This is a genomic window from Nonomuraea sp. ATR24, assembly GCF_041950485.1.
Lineage (GTDB): Bacteria > Actinomycetota > Actinomycetes > Streptosporangiales > Streptosporangiaceae > Nonomuraea > Nonomuraea ceibae.
The window spans coordinates 719229-734465 of sequence record NZ_JBGNUU010000001.1 but is presented as its reverse complement, the minus strand read 5'-3'; the positions used below and the strand labels follow the sequence as shown (position 1 = coordinate 734465).

Here is a 15237-nt window from a genome sequence, read left to right as displayed (position 1 = left end):
GGGGGATGGATCTCGACTGGACCGCCGAGCTGCACGAGCAGCTCTCCTGGCACTGGACCAGGCAGCTCCGTCCCCGCCTCGACGGCCTGAGCGACGAGGAGTATCTCTGGGAGCCGGTCCCCGGCTCCTGGAGCATCCGTGACGGCGTCATCGACTGGGCCTACCCGCCGCCGGAGCCCGCGCCGGTCACCACGATCGCCTGGCGGCTGGCCCACGTCGTCGTGGGCGTCCTCGGCGCCCGCACGGCCGCCCAGTTCGGCGGCCCCGCCGTCGACTACGGCACGTTCCCGTACGCGACGACGGCGGCGGGCGCGCTGGAGCAGCTCGACGAGGCGTACGAGCGCTGGTCGAGCGGCGTGCGCTCGCTCGGGCCGGGCGACCTGGCGCGGCCCGTCGGCCCCTCGGAGGGCCCGTACGCCGACCGGCCGCTGGCCACCCTGGTGCTCCACATCAACCGGGAGGTCATCCACCACGGCGCCGAGGTCGCGCTGCTGCGCGACCTGTGGGCGCACCGCTGAGCCGTCAGTCCATCACCACGATCTGGCGCAGCACCTCGCCGCCCCGCAGCGCGGCCACGGCGTCGTTGAGGTCGGCCAGCCGGATCCGCGAGCTGATCAGCGACTCCAGGTCGAGCTGCCCGGCCTTGTAGAGCTTGGCGAAGTAGGGGAAGTCGTGCCGCACGTCGGCCTCGCCGTACAGGCTGGACAGCAGGTTCTTGCCCTCGAACAGCAGGCTGAAGGCGGAGATCGACACCATGTCGTCCGTGGCGCCCGCGCCCACCACGACGACGTCGCCGCCCTGCCGGGTGAGCTGCCAGGCGCTCTGGATCGTGGCGGCCTTGCCGACGACCTCGAAGCCGTAGTCGAAGCCCTGGCCGCCGGTGAGCTCGGCCAGCGCGCCGGGGACGCCCTCGGGGGTGACCGCGTGGGTCGCGCCGACCTTCCTGGCCAGCTCGTGCTTGGACTCCAGCGGGTCGACGGCCAGGATCGTCCTGGCGCCGGACACCCGCGCGCCCTGGATGACCGACAGGCCGACGCCGCCGCAGCCGATCACCACGACCGTGGAGCCGGGCCGCACCTTGGCGGTGTTGACCACGGCCCCGACGCCGGTCGTGATGCCGCAGCCGATCAGCGCCGCCGCCTCCCACGGCACCTCCGGGTCGATCTTGATGGCGCCCTGCCAGGGCACCACGATCTCCTCGGCCCAGGTGCCGCAGCCGGCCATGCCGAAGGCCGTGGTGTCGCCGCCGAACCGGAAGTTGCCCTTGGTGAACGACTCGATCATGTACTTCGGGCAGAGGAACGGCTGGCCGCCCAGGCACAGGTCGCACTCCTGGCAGGCGGGGCGCCAGCTGATCACCACGTGGTCGCCCGGGGCGACCGAGGTGACGTGGGCGCCGACCTCCACCACCTCACCCGCGCCCTCGTGGCCGGGGACGAGCGGCACGGGCTGCGGCAGCACGCCTGACATGGCCGACAGGTCCGAATGGCAGACGCCCGTCGCCCGGATCCGCACCCGGACGTCCGCCGGGCCCACCGGGGCCAGGGTCACGTCGTCGCGGATCTCGAGCTTGTCATCGCCTACGGCGTGCAGAAGCGCGGCGCGCATGGGGGATTCCTCCTGTCGGGCTATTCCTCTAGGGAAAGTGCGGCTTTGGGACAGGACCGCACCGCGTGACGCACGCGGTCCAGCATCTCGGGGGGCGGTTCGGGCAGCAGGACGTGGAGTTCGTCGTTGTCGTCCACCTCGAACACCTCTGGCGCGAGCCCCATGCACACGGCGTTGGCCTCGCAGACCAGGTAGTCGACGTTGATCTTCATGTGAGCCTCCGGTGATCCCATGAGACCACTTTGCCGGGCTCCACGGCGTACGCGAACCGTTTCCGGCCGGTCTGCTCGACATAGGGGCGCAGGAGGTCGTCCGCCACGCCCGGGGTCGTCCTGCGGGCGACGGCCATGCCGACCTCCATCGGGTCGTCCAGCCGCACGGCCTCGCCGTAGATCAGGACCCCGCGCAGCTCGGCGTAGTCCTCGCCGGCCTCGATCAGGCAGCTCACCCGGCGGTCGCGCGCCAGGTTGCGGGCCTTCTGCGACTTGGCGTACGTCCAAAAGGTGATCCGGCCCTTGCCGTCGAGCCCGTAGAACATGGTCACCAGGTGCGGGGTGCCGTCGGGGTTGATGGTCGCCAGTTGCAGCTTCCTGGCCCCCTCCAGCAACGCGGTGACCTCGTCGTCCGGCATCGCGATGCGAGCGCGCTGATTCACGCTGCCAGTAGAACAGGTTGCATTATGCCGGGCAAGAGGGCGACGGAATGTTGTTCGGTTCGACTAGGGTGCAGGGCTATGACGATGCCCCCCGCGCTGCGTTACGCAGCCGAGCACGCCAAGGGATTCATGCCGTCGCAGGAGGGCCTGGCGCTGTTCGAGACGGCCTGCGTCTACGGCCCGCGCGGGCCGATCTGCGAGATCGGCACCTACTGCGGCAAGTCGGCCATCTACCTCGGCGCGGCGGCCCGGCAGACCGGGTCCGTGGTCATCACCGTCGACCACCACCGGGGCTCGGAGGAGATCCAGCCCGGCTGGGCCCACCACGACCCCACGCTCGTCGACCTGCGCTTCGGCAAGATGGACTCGCTGCCCACCTTCCGCGCCACGATCGCCGCCGCCGGGCTGGAGGACGAGGTGATCGCGATCGTCGGCGGGTCCGAGCGGGTGGCCGCGCTCTGGGCCACGCCGCTGGGCATGCTGTTCATCGACGGCGGCCATTCCGAGGAGCCGGTGACCCGCGACTACGAGGGCTGGGCGCCGCACGTGGTGATCGGCGGCGCCCTGGTCTTCCACGACGTCTACCCCGACCCGGCCGACGGCGGGCAGGCGCCCTACCGCGTCTACCGGCGCGCGCTGGAGTCCGGCGCGTTCACCGAGGTGCGCGCCGAGGGCTCGCTGCGGGTCCTGGAGCGGGTGGCCGACGGAATCTAGACCTGGTGGCGGCGCGCCCAGAGGCGGCGCGTGTGCGCCTGCCAGGCCTGGTAGTCCTCGTGGGTGTGCGGGTCGTGGCCCAGGATCATCAGCGCGGTGTCGGCCCACGCGGCGGCCTCCTCGGGCTCGCCGCCGGTGAGGATCGGCACCGCCTGCGCCACGTGGTCGGGCAGCGGGCCCGCCTGCGCCCTGGCGGCCACCGCGAACGCGCAGCCCTGCGCCAGGTGCGGGCGGAAGCCGTCGGCGCCCGCGTGGTCGGTGAGCCACCACAGCTCGTCGGCCTCCGCGCCGCCCGTGTAGGCCGCCGCGAAGCCGACGCCGCTCCACAGCGCCGCCCGCCGGATCGCCGGGTACGAGGCCACCCTCGCGGCCACGTCGTCGGGCGAGGCGCAGTCGTGATACCACAGCAGCCTGCCGAGCCCCTGGTCGAAGAGCGCGCAGTGGGCCCGGGAGAGCAGGTCGGGCATGGCGCGCTCGCCCACCATCCGGTCCGCCCTGGCCATGCTCCACCCGAACCCGAACCCGTCGACGGCCAGCCAGCGCAGCAGCGGGTGCGCCCGGCGTCCGGCGCGGACCGGGCGCAGCCGCAGCAGCGCGTGGCCGCGGCCCGCGCCCAGGTGGGCGGCGAACGGGTGATGTGCGGCGGGGCCGGCCAGTAGCTCGCGAAGGCGCCGGCCCCGGGTCAGTGTGATCAGATCGAGCACCGCGCACGCGGCCCCGGCGCCTTCGTAGGCGAAGGCCCGCTGGTCGTGCGGCAGATCCTCGATCCTCTCGATTTCCTCCGAAATAACGGCATTGAAGCCGAAGACATATGACTTTTCGGCATTCTCGATGACCGTCCGGGAAGGTCCCCGCGTCAGCCGGAACCTCCGCCTGCTCAGATCGGATTCGCAGGCATCCTTCATCAGATACCTCCGCCACCCGCGCACCTGCGCCGGCGTCGGCTCGGTCCCGACCTGCTCCAAGAACGTTGTTGTGCCCGTGTCGCCCACGCTTCCCCCGAAGACGCCTCGTACGGCCACCCACGAACCTAGTAACCGCAATACGCCATTGCCCGCAACCGCTCGGCTTGTCCGGGCAAAGGATCGGCAAAACCCCTTGCGGCCTCGGAACGCGGCTCGTACGGGAAAGTCAGGCGCGGGCGGGGGTGCAGCCGCAGACGTCGGCGCGCACGGGCGCGGGCGAGGTGGCGGCGACGTCGCGGAAGAGGCCCGAGCCGCCCGTGAGGCCCGACAGGGCGTCGGCGGCGAGCACGACGGCGGCGGCCGTGTAGCCGGACCGCTCGTGCGGGAAGTGCTTGCGGTTGGCGAACTGCCAGCCCGTCCAGTACGAGCCGTCCTCGTGCCGCAGGTGCTGCATGTCGGCGAACAGCGTCGCGGCCCGGTCACGGTCGCCGGCCGCGTCCAGCGCCAGCACCAGCTCACACGTCTCCGCCCCGGTCACCCACGGCTGGTCCGACACGCAGCGGATGCCGAGCCCCGGCACCACGAACGTGCCCCACTCCCGCTCCAGCAGCTCCATCGCCTGCGCGCCGCGCACCGCGCCGCCGAGCACCGGGTAGTACCAGTCCATCGAGAAGCGGCTCTTGTCGGCGAACGCCTCCGGGTGGGCGGCCAGCACGTGCGCCAGCCGGTCGGCGGCCAGCTCCCAGTGCGGCTGCGGGTCGCCCAGCCGGTCGCCGAGCCGCACCCCGCAGCGCAGGCCCTGGTGGATCGAGGAGCAGCCGGTCAGCAGCGCGTAGTCGGCCGCCCTGCCGTGCGCGTCGCGCTCCCACACGATCTCGCCGCGCCCGGTCTGCAGCCCGGCCACGTAGTCGAGCGCTGCCTTGACCATCGGCCAGCGCTCCCGCGCGAAGTCCTCGTCGCCGTTCACGAGCAGGTGGTGCCAGAGCCCGACCGCGACGTACGCGGCGTGGTTGGACTCGCCGCCGTGCTCGACGGCCGCGCCGCCGGTGACCTTCATCGGCCACGAGCCGTCCTCGCGCTGGTGGCGCGCCAGCCAGTCGTAGCCGCGCGCGACCGGGCCGGCGAGCCCGGCCACCGTCATGGCCATCAGGCACTCGACGTGGTTCCACGCGTCGACGTGTCCCTCCGGCCACGGCACGCCGCCGTCGTCCTGCTGGATCGCCGCGATGCTCTCGGCCGTGCGGACGACCTGCTCGCGCGGGATCACGCCTCGGGCTTCCTGACGTAGAGCACGACGCTCTTGCCGATGACCGGGTTGAGCAGGGCCTCGGCGATGCGGGTGGCGGCCGGGCGCTTCATGATGTCCCACACCAGCAGCTCGTGGTACGCCTTGGCGAGCGGGTGGTCGTCGTTGTTGACGCCGACCGCGCACTTGATCCACCAGTAGGGCGCGTGCAGGCCGTGGGCGTGGTGGTGCGGGCCGATGACGAACCCGGTGGCCTTCAGCTTGGCCGACAGCTCCGCCAGCGTGTAGATGCGCACGTGCCCGCCGGGGGCCGTGTGGTAGTCCTCGTCCAGCGCCCAGCAGATCCGCTCGGGCAGGAAGCTCGGCACGGTGATCGCGGCGGTGCCGCCCGGCTTGAGCACCCGGAAGATCTCCCGCATGGCCGCCATGTCGTCGGGGATGTGCTCCAGCACCTCGGCCGCGATGACCCGGTCGAACCCGCCGTCCTCGAACGGCATGTCCAGCGCGGTGCCCTGGACGGTCTCGCCGGAGGCCCCCAGCGGCACCTCGCCCGCCTTGTCCATGGCCACGAACATGGCCGCCACGCTGTCGAGCTCGGCCTGGTCCATGTCGAACGCGACCACGTCGGCGCCGCGGCGCAACACCTCGAAGGCGTGCCTGCCGCCGCCGCAGCCGAGGTCGAGCACGCGCACGCCGGGCCCGACGGGCAGGCGGTCGAAGTCCACGGTGAGCACTGGGCGAATCTCCCTTGCAGGTCAGCGGGTACGACGGGCCGCGATGGCCTCGCGGTAGGCCTCGACGGTCTTCTTCGCGACGACGGTCCAGGTGTAGCGCTCCATGACCCGGTCGTAGCCGGCCTTGCCGACGCGCTCGCGCTCCTCGGGCGAGTCGTGCAGGCGGCGCAGCACGGCGGCCAGCTCCTCCGGGTCGCCCGGCGTCACCTGCACGGCGGCGTCGCCGACCACCTCGGGCAGCGCCCCGGTGCGGCTGGCGACCAGCGGCGTGGCGCACGCCATGTGCTCGACGGCCGGCAGCGAGAAGCCCTCGTACAGCGAAGGCACGACCGAGATCTCCGAGGTGGCGATCAGCTCGCCCAGCTCGTCGTCGGAGATGCCGTGCAGGAACCGGACCCGGTCCTCCAGCGACAGCTCCTTCACGAGCTGCTCGGTCGGCCCGCCGGGGGTCGGCTTGCTGACGACGGTCAGGTTGACGTCGCGCTCGGTGGCGAGCTTGGCGACCGCCCGCAGCAGCGTCGAGACGCCCTTCATCGGGGAGTCGGCGCTGGCCACGGCCACGATCGAGCCCTTGCGCCGGGGCTTGTCCGGGCGCGGGTGGAAGTAGCGGGTGTCGACGCCGAGCGGGATCAGGCGCATGTTGGCCTGCGGCACGTTGAAGTCGCGGTGGATGTCGGCCAGCGACGACTCGCTGACGGTCAGGATCGGGTTCAGCCGGGGCGCGACCTTGGCCTGCATCTTCACGAACCCGTACCAGCGGCGCATGGTCAGCTTCTTGGCGCCCTTGGCCGCCTCCAGCTCGATGCGCCGGTCGACGCTGATCGGGTGGTGGATGGTGCCGACCACCGGGAACAGCTTCTGGATGCCGAGCAGGCCGTAGCCGAGCGTCTGGTTGTCCTGGACGACGTCGAAGTCGCCGACGCGCTTCTTCAGCTCGCGGTGGGCGCGCAGCGTGAACGTCAGCGGCTCGGGGAAGCCGGCCGTCCACATGGTGCCGACCTCCAGCACGTCGATCCAGTCGCGGTACTCGGCGAGCTTGGGCGTGCGGAACGGGTCCTCGTCGCGGTAGAGGTCGAGGCTGGGCACCTCGCGCAGGATGACGCCCTCGTCGAGCTCGGGGTAGGGCGGTCCGGAGAACACCTCGACGTGGTGGCCGAGCGCGACCAGCTCGCGTGTCAGGTGGCGGAGGTACACGCCTTGGCCACCACAGGTGGGCTTGCTGCGGTAGGACAGCAGCGCGATCCGCAGCGAGTCGCTCACGGACACCCCTTTCTCCTGCCCGGTAGGCCCCGTGGAAGGGCGTGTACCGTGAAAGATGACCTTAGTCCGAGAAGGCTACCATTCGGTAGGTCATCTGGAATTGTTCACAACGGCTTCGACAGGCCGTGCGAACTGCGACGTTGCCGTGACCGAGCGTGGTTCGGTGGAACGTGTTCTAGGTGAGCGGTCATGGGCATGGCAGTACATTCCATCCCAATGGATGCGGCGGCACAGTTGGAGGACCCGTTGGCCAGGCGCGCTCTGATCACCGGCATCACCGGCCAGGACGGTTCCTACTTGGCGGAGCACCTGCTCGGCCAGGGATACGAGGTGTGGGGGCTGGCCCGCGGCCAGGCCAACCCGCGGCTGTCGCGGATCCGCAAGCTGCTGGCCGACGTCCAGGTGGTGCGCGGCGACCTGCTCGACCAGGGTTCGCTCATCTCGGCGGTGGAACGCGTTCAGCCCGACGAGGTCTACAACCTGGGCGCGATCTCGTTCGTGCCGATGTCCTGGGAGCAGGCCGAGCTGACCGCCGAGGTCACCGGGATGGGCGTGCTGCGCATGCTGGAGGCGATCCGGGTGTGCTCGGGCGTGTCGCGAGGGTCGCGGGACTCCGGACAGATCCGCTTTTATCAGGCTTCGTCCTCCGAGATGTTCGGCCAGGTCGCCGAGACGCCGCAGAACGAGGCCACCGCCTTCCACCCGCGCTCGCCCTACGGCGTGGCCAAGACGTACGGCCACTTCCTCACGCAGAACTACCGCGAGTCCTACGGCATGTTCGCCGTCTCCGGCATCCTGTTCAACCACGAGTCGCCGCGCCGGGGCGCCGAGTTCGTCACCCGCAAGGTCTCGCTCGGCGTGGCGCGGATCAAGCTCGGCCTCGCCGCCGAGCTGCGCCTGGGCAACCTGGAGGCCCGGCGCGACTGGGGCTTCGCCGGCGACTACGTCCGGGCCATGCACCTGATGCTGCAGGCCGGCACGCCCGAGGACTACGTCATCGGCACCGGCCACATGAAGTCGGTGCGCGAGCTGGCCGAGGCGGCGTTCGCCGCGGCCGGGCTCGACTGGGAGCGCTACGTCGTCACCGACAGCTCCCTGCACCGCCCCGCCGAGGTGGATCTGCTCTGCGCCGACCCGAAGAAGGCCCGGGTGCAGCTCGGCTGGGAGCCGACGGTCTCGTTCGACGAGCTCGTGGCCATGATGGTCGAGTCCGACCTGCGGCTGCTGACCGACGGTGGCGACCCGGACCAGGAGAGTTCCTGGCCGTAGTGCCCTCCCGGAACCACCCCGCGCTCCCGCGTGCCCTATTGACAAACAAGTTTTTTACGTAAAGAGTGGTTTTTGCAATGAGAGACGTCCTGTACCTGGAAGCGATCGAGCAGGCGGAGGCCCTGCTCAAGCCGCAGCGCGTGGAAGTGCTGCGGCAACTCGCCGAGCCGCGCACCTGCACCGAGGTCGCCGCCCGGCTCGGCCAGACGCCTCAGCGGGTCTACTACCACGTCAAACGCCTCGTCGACGCCGGGCTGGTCGACCTGGTGTCGGAGCGCAAGGTCCGGGGCATCAACGAAGGCATCTACCAGGCCGGCGCCCGCTCCTACTGGCTGTCGCCGCGCCTGGTCGGCCGCATCGGCCTGGCCAAGGCCCGCGACGAGCTGAGCCTCGGCTACCTCCTCGACCTGATGGAGGAGGTCCAGGCCGACATCGCCGCCCTCGACAGGTCCGCGCCGGAGCTCCCGTCGATCGGCCTGTCGGGCGAGATCCGCGTACGTCCAGAGAACCGGCAGGAATTCCTCAACGACCTCCAGAACACCCTGCGAGACCTTTTCACCCGCTACGGCGGAGCTGAAGGCGACGCCTTCAAGCTCGCCGTGGCCTGCTATCCCAAGGAAGACGACGATGAGTGAGCCGATGATCCTCCGTGCCCGAGTCCAGGCCCCGGTCAAGGAGGTCCGCAACGCCCTGACCGATCCGGCGCTGCTGCGCGTGTGGCTGGCCGAGCACGCCGAGGTCTCACTGCCCGAGCGCTACGCCTTCTGGGGGCGCCACACGCCCGAGGGCGACGCGCCCCACCAGCGCCTGCTCCACGCCGACGACGACACCGTACGCGTCGCCTGGACCCTCGACGGCGTCGAGACCACGGCCGAGCTGTCCGTCGAGGAGGAGACGCCCGACAGCACGATCGTCACCGTCTCGCAGACCCACTTCGACTACCGCGAGGCCATGACGGAGAGCAGCATCCGGGGCGTGCTCCAGACCTACTGGTGCCTCGCGCTGGCCAACCTGGCCGAGCACTTCGAGGGCCGCGAGCTCACGCCCAAGGTCGACTTCACCTCCGACGACCTGCGCGCCACCGTGACGATCGACGCCGCGCCGTCGGCGGTGTTCGAGTCGCTGATCGACAGCGAGGCCGTCACGCGCTGGTTCGGCTACCCGATCGAGATCGAGCCGCACGTCGGCGGGCGCTACGCCATGGGCGGATTCGACAACGACCCGCACCCGGCCAAGGTCCTGGAGCTGGAGCCGGAGCAGCGCCTCACCGTCGACTGGGGGCCCGTGGGGATCAGCTCCTGGGAGCTGGAGGGCAGCGAGGGGCGGACCCGGCTGACGATGGTGCAGAGCGGCTTCGACCGGCCGCCGTACGCCGCCTGGGCGGGCAACCTGTCGGGGCTCGCCGAACTGCGCCGCTACCACGAGATCCCGGCCTGGCAGCCCCTCTGGGTGAGCTGACGGCCTGGGCTTGGAGGTTGCCTCCCGGGGTTATCCACAGAACCGCGTTCTGGCCTCGGGGGGCGTCCTGGTCCGGCCCATCATGGTGCTCGTGAACGCCCCTGGCCCCCGCCCCTCTGCCTTCCGTAGGGACCACGGCACCGTCCCTCGTAGGGATGCCGGATCCCTGCTCGACCGCGCCCGCCGCGTCACCCGTGCCGTCCCCCGGGCCGTGGCGTGCCGCCAGACGGCCGCGCACATCTGGGGCCTGCACCCGCTGAGCACCGCCACCCCCGAGGCGGCCTGGCCCGTCGAGGTCATCGCCCCTGCCCACGTGGCCATCCCCGGCTGCGTCACCCACGTGACGCGCCTGCCCGCCCGCGACATCACCGAGCACGACGGCGTCCGCGTCACCACCCCGGAGCGCACCGCCCTCGACTGCGCCGCCCACCTGCCCAGGCTCGACGCCGTCGCCCTGCTGGACCGGTTCCTGCGCGCCGGGGTCGACCTCGACGCCGTGTGGCGGCGCTCCCCGTCCGACCGCGTCCACGGCCTGCTCTCCCTCACCGACCGGGGCGCCGCCTCACCCAGGGAGAGCTGGCTGCGGGTCATCCTCGTAGACGGCGGTCTCCCCAGACCCGCCACCCAGATCCGCGTCCCCCTCCCCGAAGGCCGCACCGCCTACCTCGACCTCGGCTGGGAGCCGCACCGGCTCGCCGTCGAGTACGACGGCCGCGCCCACCACACCACTCCGGCCGACCGGCGCCACGACGAGACCCGGCGCGACGAGCTCCGCCACCACGGCTGGCGCATCATCGTCGTCGGCCGCGACGTCATCCCCGCCCACAGCGCCGACCTGCTGGAGAACGTCGCCAACGCCCTCATCGAACGAGGCTGGCGGCCCACCCCCGACGAGACGATCCGCATCCTGTCCCGCATCCGCGCCCTCCGCCGCCGCCCCGCCCTGCCCCACCAACGCCGCCGCTACTACACCCCCCGTCGGGAGTGACGCCGGTTGCGCCGGGGCAAACCCCGCCAATGCCGCCCGTTCACCACTGCCAGAGGGAATATTCGCAGGTCAATGTGGCTGAACGGCTTCGCGGGGCCACCCCCAGGCGTCACAATGTGACTGCGGCCATCGCCCCCTCCTTCCTTCGTCCTACCGCTGCTGTCCGAAGGTCTCCCCGCGATGGCCGCACCGCTTTCCCTCCCCGAACGCCCGCCCTCCGCCCTCCGCCCTCCGCCCTCCGCCCTCCGGACTCCGGACTCCGGTCCCTCCGGCCCTCAGCCTCCCTTCGGCTCCGGCCCCTTCGGCTCCTTCGGCTCCGGCCCTTCGGTGCCTCGGGACCTTCGGACCTTCGGCCCCTCCGCCGCGTAGGCGCCGCCGTCCGCCGCTCCTCAGGCCCCGGCACTCCGGGGTCCGGTGCGTGAGTGCGGCCCTCAGATCCCGCCCTCGGGGCCGGGACTTCGGGGCTCCCGCTCGCCGGGCTCGCGCCCTGGGGCCGCGTCTCGGGTCCGCGCCCTCCGGTCTGCGCCCCCGGGGCGCTGCCTCTGGGATCGGCGCTCCAAGCCCGCCCCAACCCGGCGGCCCGCTGGGCCGTCCCCAAGGGGCCGGTGCTCAGGCCCCGTCCTCCAGGCTCCCGTCGTCTAGGTCCCCGTTTGTTCCAGAGTCCGTCTCCGTACGCCCCGTCCCCAGACCCCCGTTCCCAGACCTCCGTCCCCAGACCTCCGTCCCCAGACCTCCGTCCCCAGGCCCCGTCCCCAGGCCCCCGTTCCAGGGCGGCGCGGGCGCCCTCCCCAGGGCCCCGTGTCCAGGGCTGGTGGGCAGGGCCCCAGAGGGTCGGTAGGGTCCCGCCCTCAGGGCCGGTCGGCAGGCTCGGTGCCCGGCTGCGGCCTTCGGGGCCGCATCCACCGGGTCTCACCCTCCAGGCCCGCTCTCAGGGCCCGCCTTTCCCAGGCCCCGTCGTTCCAGAGCCCGTCTCCGTACGCCCCCCGGGTTGGTCGGCCGGTGCGGTGGGGCGGGTTCGGCTCGCGGGCCCTTGGCTCTGGGGTCACCCAGGTTGTGGGGGTGGTCGGGTGGGTGAGGCCGGTGGGGCGGGGGTGGGTGAAATTCTGGTGGTCGGCGCGGACACGTAGGGGGTGGAAGCCAGCAGCGTTCGGAAGGCCTGACGAGGATGACGCGTGAGTGAACGAGACGACCGGTCCCGGTTCGAGGCGGTGTACCGGCGAACATATGAGCAGATCCTCGGGTATGCCGTGCGGCGGTGCGCCTCGCCGGAGGACGCCGCCGATGTCGTGGCCGAGACCTATGTGGTCGCCTGGCGGCGGATGAGCGAGTTGCCCGACGGCGAGGCGGGCAGGCTGTGGCTGTACGGCGTGGCCCGCCGGGTTCTGGCCAATCATCGCCGCAGCGAGCGGCGCAGGCTGACCCGGCACGCCGAGTTGACCGCCGAGCTCGAACGCCTCTACGCCCCGCCCGTACACCCGTCCGGTGGGCAGGACGGCGTGGCCGAGGCGATGGGCATGCTGGCCGACGGTGATCGGGAGCTGCTGGCCCTGGCGCTCTGGGAGGAGCTCGACCCCGGGGAGATCGCCACGGTGCTGGGCTGCTCCCGCAACGCTGTCCGGATCCGCCTGCACCGGGCCCGCAAGCGCTTCGCCAAGGCCCTGGAGAAGACCCGCCCGTCGGCCGCCGGGTTCGTGTCGCGGACGCTCATCGAGAAGGAGTCAGGGTGAACAACGACGAGATCTTCAAGGGCCGGGCGCGCGTGCTGGACGAGGAGCTGGCCGGCCGGGTGTCCACTCCGGGGGCGGACGCGCTGCTGGCCGAGGTCGTGTCGCTGGAGCGCGTGCCCGAACAACGGCGGAGGCGTCTGCGCGCTCCCGGTCGCGCGCTGCTCGGCGTGGCCGCGGCCGCCGTGGCGGCGGGGGTCGTGGTCCCCGCGATGCTGTCCGGCGGAACGATCTCCGTCGTGCCCCAGCCGGGCGAGTCCCAGCCGGGAGTGCCGCAGCCGAGCGCGTCGCTGTCGGCTCCGGCCGGCGGGTCGACCGCTCAGCAGATCCTGCTGGCCGCGGCCGTCGCCACGGAGCGGGCCCCGGCGAGCGGTGACTACTGGCGCACCACGACCGTCTCGCGGTGGATGCTGCCCGATCCCACGCGCGGTTACATGCTGGAGGGCAGCCGGTCCCTGGAGACGTGGCTGGCGGTACGGCCGGAGCTGCAGAGCTGGCGCATCCGGCAGGATCTCGGGGTCAAGCCAGCGACCGCGCGGGACGAGCAGGCGTGGCGGGCCGCCGGGGCGCCCGCGAGCTGGCGTTATCCCGAGGACATGAGGACGGACAACCTGTTCTCCGTCCCGTCCCGGCCGCTGAGGACGGCGGCGGGGGAGCGGTCCGCCGAACGGCTGTACGGCAAGTGGAAGGGCACGGCCGGTCACCTGATCGGGGGGCCGCTGACCTGGAAGCAGGTACGGGCGCTGCCGAGCGACCCCGGGAAGCTCCGGAGCTACCTGGAAGAGGGCATCGGCCGGCTGGACCTGGCCGGATCCGGGGTGGACGTGAAGGAGGCGAGGGCGCACATCCTCCTGCGCGACTGTGTGGAGATCATCAGCCGGCTGCCGGCGTCGCCCGAGGTGCGCGCGTCCGCGTACCGGATCCTGGCGTCCCTGCCCGGTATCCGGGCCGAGGGGGAGGTGACGGACCCGCAGGGGCGGCGCGGGCAGGCGCTCGGCTACCGGGAGGAGATCGAGCCGGGCGTGTTCGCCCGGGTTCAGCTCGTGGTCGATCCGGGCAGCGGGCTGCTCCTCGCCGAGGTGCGGAGGCACACCACCGATCTCGCCGACGGGCGGCAGGTGGAGTTGCGCTACTCCACCTCGTTCCAGGCGATCGGCTGGACGGACGAGCGCCCGAGCCTGCCGGCGCGGCGTGACTGAGGCCGGGTCGGGCTGGACGGACGAGCGGCCGAGCCTGCCCGCGAGGCGGGACTGAGGCCGGACCCTTGATCGGTTGAGGGCGCCCTGAGGAGGAGCGGGCTCGGGCCCGCCCCTCCGGGCGGCGGCCGTGTTCCGGCCGGCTAGGCGAGTTTGACCGGGAGTTCCTTGATGCCGTTGATGAAGTTCGAGCGCAGGCGGCGGGCCTCGCCGGTCTGGGTGAGGCGGGGGTAGCGGCGGGCGAGCTGCTCGAAGAGGATGCGGAGCTCCAGCTTGGCGAGGTGGTTGCCGAGGCAGAAGTGGGCGCCGCCGCCGCCGAAGCCGATGTGCGGGTTGGGGTCGCGGCCGATGTCGAACGTCTCGGCGTCGGGGAAGACGGCGGTGTCGCGGTTGGCGGAGGAGTAGAAGACCACGACCTTGTCGTCTTCCTTGATCTGCCGGTCGCCGAGCATCTGGTCGGCGGTGGAGGTGCGGCGGAAGAGGTTGACGGGGGAGACCCAGCGGACGATCTCGTCGGCGGCGGTGCGGGCGAGCGTGGGGTCGGCGACGAGGCGGTTCCACTGGTCGGGGTGGTCGAAGAGGGCGAGCATGCCGCCGGAGGCCGCGTTGCGGGTGGTCTCGTTGCCGGCGACGACGAGGAGCAGGACGAACAGGTCGAACTCGTTCTCGTCGAGGGTCTCGCCGCTGTCGTCCGGCTGGATGAGCTTGGTGACGATGTCGTCCCTGGGGTTGGCGCGGCGCTGGGCGGCGAGCTGGTTGGCGTAGGCGTAGACCTCGGCCGCGGCGGCGGCGCCTTCCTCAGGGGTGTCGGCGTAGTCGGGGTCCTGGGCGCCGATCATGCGGTTGGACCAGCTGAAGAGCTTGTCGCGGTCGGTGACGGGGGCGCCGAGGAGCTCGCAGATGACGTAGAGCGGGAGAGGGGCGGCGACTTCGGTGACGAAGTCGGCTTCGGTGCCGCACTTGTCGAGCAGGTCGTCGCAGATGTCGCGGATGTGTTGTTCGAGGGCGCCGATGGTCCGGGGGGTGAAGCCGCGGTTGACGAGCGAGCGGCGCCGGGTGTGGTCGGGCGGGTCCTGGTTGAGCATCATCAGGCGTTGCAGTGCCCGCTGTTCCTCGGGCATCTCGTTGAACAGGGCCAGCCGCCGCGACGAGGAGAACAGGTCGGAGTGCCGCGACACGTGCACGACGTCCTCGTGGCGGGTGACGGCCCAGAAGCCCGGTTCGCCCTCGTGCCAGTGCACGGGGTCGTGGGCGCGCAGCCAGGCGAACTGCTCGTGGGGCGGTCCTGCGGTGGCGTAGCGGTCCTGGTCGACAAGGTCGATGTGCACCCGGTTCACCCTCTTATCAAGCGCTTGGTACAGGAAGCCGTACTGAAACGTGTTCTATTACGGCACTGTACGACCGTCAAGGAGCGGGTGCGGCGCGGGGAGGGGGTGATCCGATGTCTGCCGGAAGCCCAGGGTCCGGTCCTTGACAGCGC

Annotated in this window: 16 protein-coding genes; 8 read left to right on the top strand and 8 right to left on the bottom strand. The window is 71.8% G+C overall.

Annotated elements, in window-relative coordinates:
* The first annotated feature begins 5 nt into the window (after positions 1 to 5).
* The gene (locus tag ACBI99_RS03460; RefSeq protein WP_219500915.1) at positions 6 to 518 is read left to right on the top strand and encodes a DinB family protein; all 513 of its coding nucleotides are present in this window, start codon (positions 6 to 8) and stop codon (positions 516 to 518) included.
* A gap of 4 nt (positions 519 to 522) precedes the next feature.
* Here the strand turns inward: ACBI99_RS03460 and ACBI99_RS03455 are convergent, their stop codons facing one another.
* Genes ACBI99_RS03455 through ACBI99_RS03445 form a run of 3 tightly spaced genes read right to left on the bottom strand, consistent with a single transcriptional unit; the run spans position 523 to position 2263 of the window.
* Positions 523 to 1608 carry a zinc-binding dehydrogenase gene (locus tag ACBI99_RS03455; protein ID WP_219500916.1) on the bottom strand — a complete coding sequence of 362 codons (1086 nt, stop codon included), beginning with the start codon at positions 1606 to 1608 and terminating at the stop codon, positions 523 to 525.
* Between the two features lie 20 nt (positions 1609 to 1628).
* A complete protein-coding gene (locus ACBI99_RS03450; protein ID WP_219500917.1) occupies positions 1629 to 1820 on the bottom strand; it encodes a ferredoxin in 192 nt (63 codons plus the stop codon).
* Complete coding sequence (locus tag ACBI99_RS03445) at positions 1817 to 2263, bottom strand: pyridoxamine 5'-phosphate oxidase family protein (RefSeq protein WP_375071643.1); 447 nt, start codon at positions 2261 to 2263, stop codon at positions 1817 to 1819. The genes ACBI99_RS03450 and ACBI99_RS03445 overlap by 4 nt, the downstream gene beginning before the upstream one ends.
* 84 nt (positions 2264 to 2347) lie before the next feature.
* Here ACBI99_RS03445 and ACBI99_RS03440 point away from each other — a divergent pair, with 84 nt between their 5' ends.
* The gene (locus tag ACBI99_RS03440; protein ID WP_357590334.1) at positions 2348 to 2977 is read left to right on the top strand and encodes a class I SAM-dependent methyltransferase; all 630 of its coding nucleotides are present in this window, start codon (positions 2348 to 2350) and stop codon (positions 2975 to 2977) included.
* Here the strand turns inward: ACBI99_RS03440 and ACBI99_RS03435 are convergent.
* The 4 genes from ACBI99_RS03435 to ACBI99_RS03420 all read right to left on the bottom strand — a co-directional run bounded on the left by ACBI99_RS03435 (position 2974) and on the right by ACBI99_RS03420 (position 7128).
* A complete protein-coding gene (locus ACBI99_RS03435; RefSeq protein WP_375071642.1) occupies positions 2974 to 3882 on the bottom strand; it encodes a DUF1702 family protein in 909 nt (302 codons plus the stop codon). The genes ACBI99_RS03440 and ACBI99_RS03435 overlap by 4 nt on opposite strands.
* A 226-nt stretch (positions 3883 to 4108) precedes the next feature.
* Entirely contained in the window at positions 4109 to 5149 is a 1041-nt protein-coding gene (locus ACBI99_RS03430) for a prenyltransferase (protein ID WP_219500923.1), read from the bottom strand.
* Complete coding sequence (locus tag ACBI99_RS03425) at positions 5146 to 5862, bottom strand: class I SAM-dependent methyltransferase (protein ID WP_219500925.1); 717 nt, start codon at positions 5860 to 5862, stop codon at positions 5146 to 5148. Before ACBI99_RS03425 ends, ACBI99_RS03430 begins: the two co-directional genes overlap by 4 nt.
* A 21-nt stretch (positions 5863 to 5883) precedes the next feature.
* Positions 5884 to 7128: a glycosyltransferase family 4 protein gene (locus ACBI99_RS03420; protein WP_219500928.1), complete on the bottom strand. Its 1245-nt coding sequence runs from the start codon at positions 7126 to 7128 to the stop codon at positions 5884 to 5886.
* Positions 7129 to 7368: 240 nt separating this feature from the next.
* On the opposite strand from ACBI99_RS03420, the gene ACBI99_RS03415 reads away from it, so the two are divergent.
* The 6 genes from ACBI99_RS03415 (at position 7369) to ACBI99_RS03390 (ending at position 13760) form a co-directional block, all read left to right on the top strand.
* The gene (locus ACBI99_RS03415) at positions 7369 to 8391 is read left to right on the top strand and encodes a GDP-mannose 4,6-dehydratase (RefSeq protein ID WP_246644112.1); all 1023 of its coding nucleotides are present in this window, start codon (positions 7369 to 7371) and stop codon (positions 8389 to 8391) included.
* Positions 8392 to 8468: 77 nt separating this feature from the next.
* Complete coding sequence (locus ACBI99_RS03410) at positions 8469 to 9026, top strand: helix-turn-helix domain-containing protein (RefSeq protein ID WP_357590272.1); 558 nt, start codon at positions 8469 to 8471, stop codon at positions 9024 to 9026.
* The gene (locus ACBI99_RS03405; protein WP_357590273.1) at positions 9019 to 9849 is read left to right on the top strand and encodes an SRPBCC family protein; all 831 of its coding nucleotides are present in this window, start codon (positions 9019 to 9021) and stop codon (positions 9847 to 9849) included. The genes ACBI99_RS03410 and ACBI99_RS03405 overlap by 8 nt, the downstream gene beginning before the upstream one ends.
* Positions 9850 to 9940: 91 nt before the next feature.
* Complete coding sequence (locus ACBI99_RS03400; RefSeq protein ID WP_375071641.1) at positions 9941 to 10837, top strand: hypothetical protein; 897 nt, start codon at positions 9941 to 9943, stop codon at positions 10835 to 10837.
* Positions 10838 to 12009: 1172 nt separating this feature from the next.
* Complete coding sequence (locus ACBI99_RS03395; RefSeq protein WP_219500937.1) at positions 12010 to 12564, top strand: RNA polymerase sigma factor; 555 nt, start codon at positions 12010 to 12012, stop codon at positions 12562 to 12564.
* The gene (locus tag ACBI99_RS03390) at positions 12561 to 13760 is read left to right on the top strand and encodes a CU044_5270 family protein (RefSeq protein WP_357590277.1); all 1200 of its coding nucleotides are present in this window, start codon (positions 12561 to 12563) and stop codon (positions 13758 to 13760) included. The genes ACBI99_RS03395 and ACBI99_RS03390 overlap by 4 nt, the downstream gene beginning before the upstream one ends.
* A gap of 140 nt (positions 13761 to 13900) precedes the next feature.
* Here the strand turns inward: ACBI99_RS03390 and ACBI99_RS03385 are convergent, their stop codons facing one another.
* Complete coding sequence (locus ACBI99_RS03385) at positions 13901 to 15085, bottom strand: cytochrome P450 (protein WP_375071640.1); 1185 nt, start codon at positions 15083 to 15085, stop codon at positions 13901 to 13903.
* Positions 15086 to 15237 lie beyond the last annotated feature (152 nt).

Bases quoted from the DNA above. Each gene is read 5' to 3' on its own strand.
- ACBI99_RS03460 (WP_219500915.1), top strand. From the start codon at position 6: ATGGATCTCGACTGGACCGCCGAGCTGCACGAGCAGCTCTCCTGGCAC.
- ACBI99_RS03455 (WP_219500916.1), bottom strand. From the start codon at position 1,608: ATGCGCGCCGCGCTTCTGCACGCCGTAGGCGATGACAAGCTCGAGATC.
- ACBI99_RS03450 (WP_219500917.1), bottom strand. From the start codon at position 1,820: ATGAAGATCAACGTCGACTACCTGGTCTGCGAGGCCAACGCCGTGTGC.
- ACBI99_RS03440 (WP_357590334.1), top strand. From the start codon at position 2,348: ATGCCCCCCGCGCTGCGTTACGCAGCCGAGCACGCCAAGGGATTCATG.
- ACBI99_RS03435 (WP_375071642.1), bottom strand. From the start codon at position 3,882: ATGAAGGATGCCTGCGAATCCGATCTGAGCAGGCGGAGGTTCCGGCTG.
- ACBI99_RS03410 (WP_357590272.1), top strand. From the start codon at position 8,469: ATGAGAGACGTCCTGTACCTGGAAGCGATCGAGCAGGCGGAGGCCCTG.
- ACBI99_RS03405 (WP_357590273.1), top strand. From the start codon at position 9,019: ATGAGTGAGCCGATGATCCTCCGTGCCCGAGTCCAGGCCCCGGTCAAG.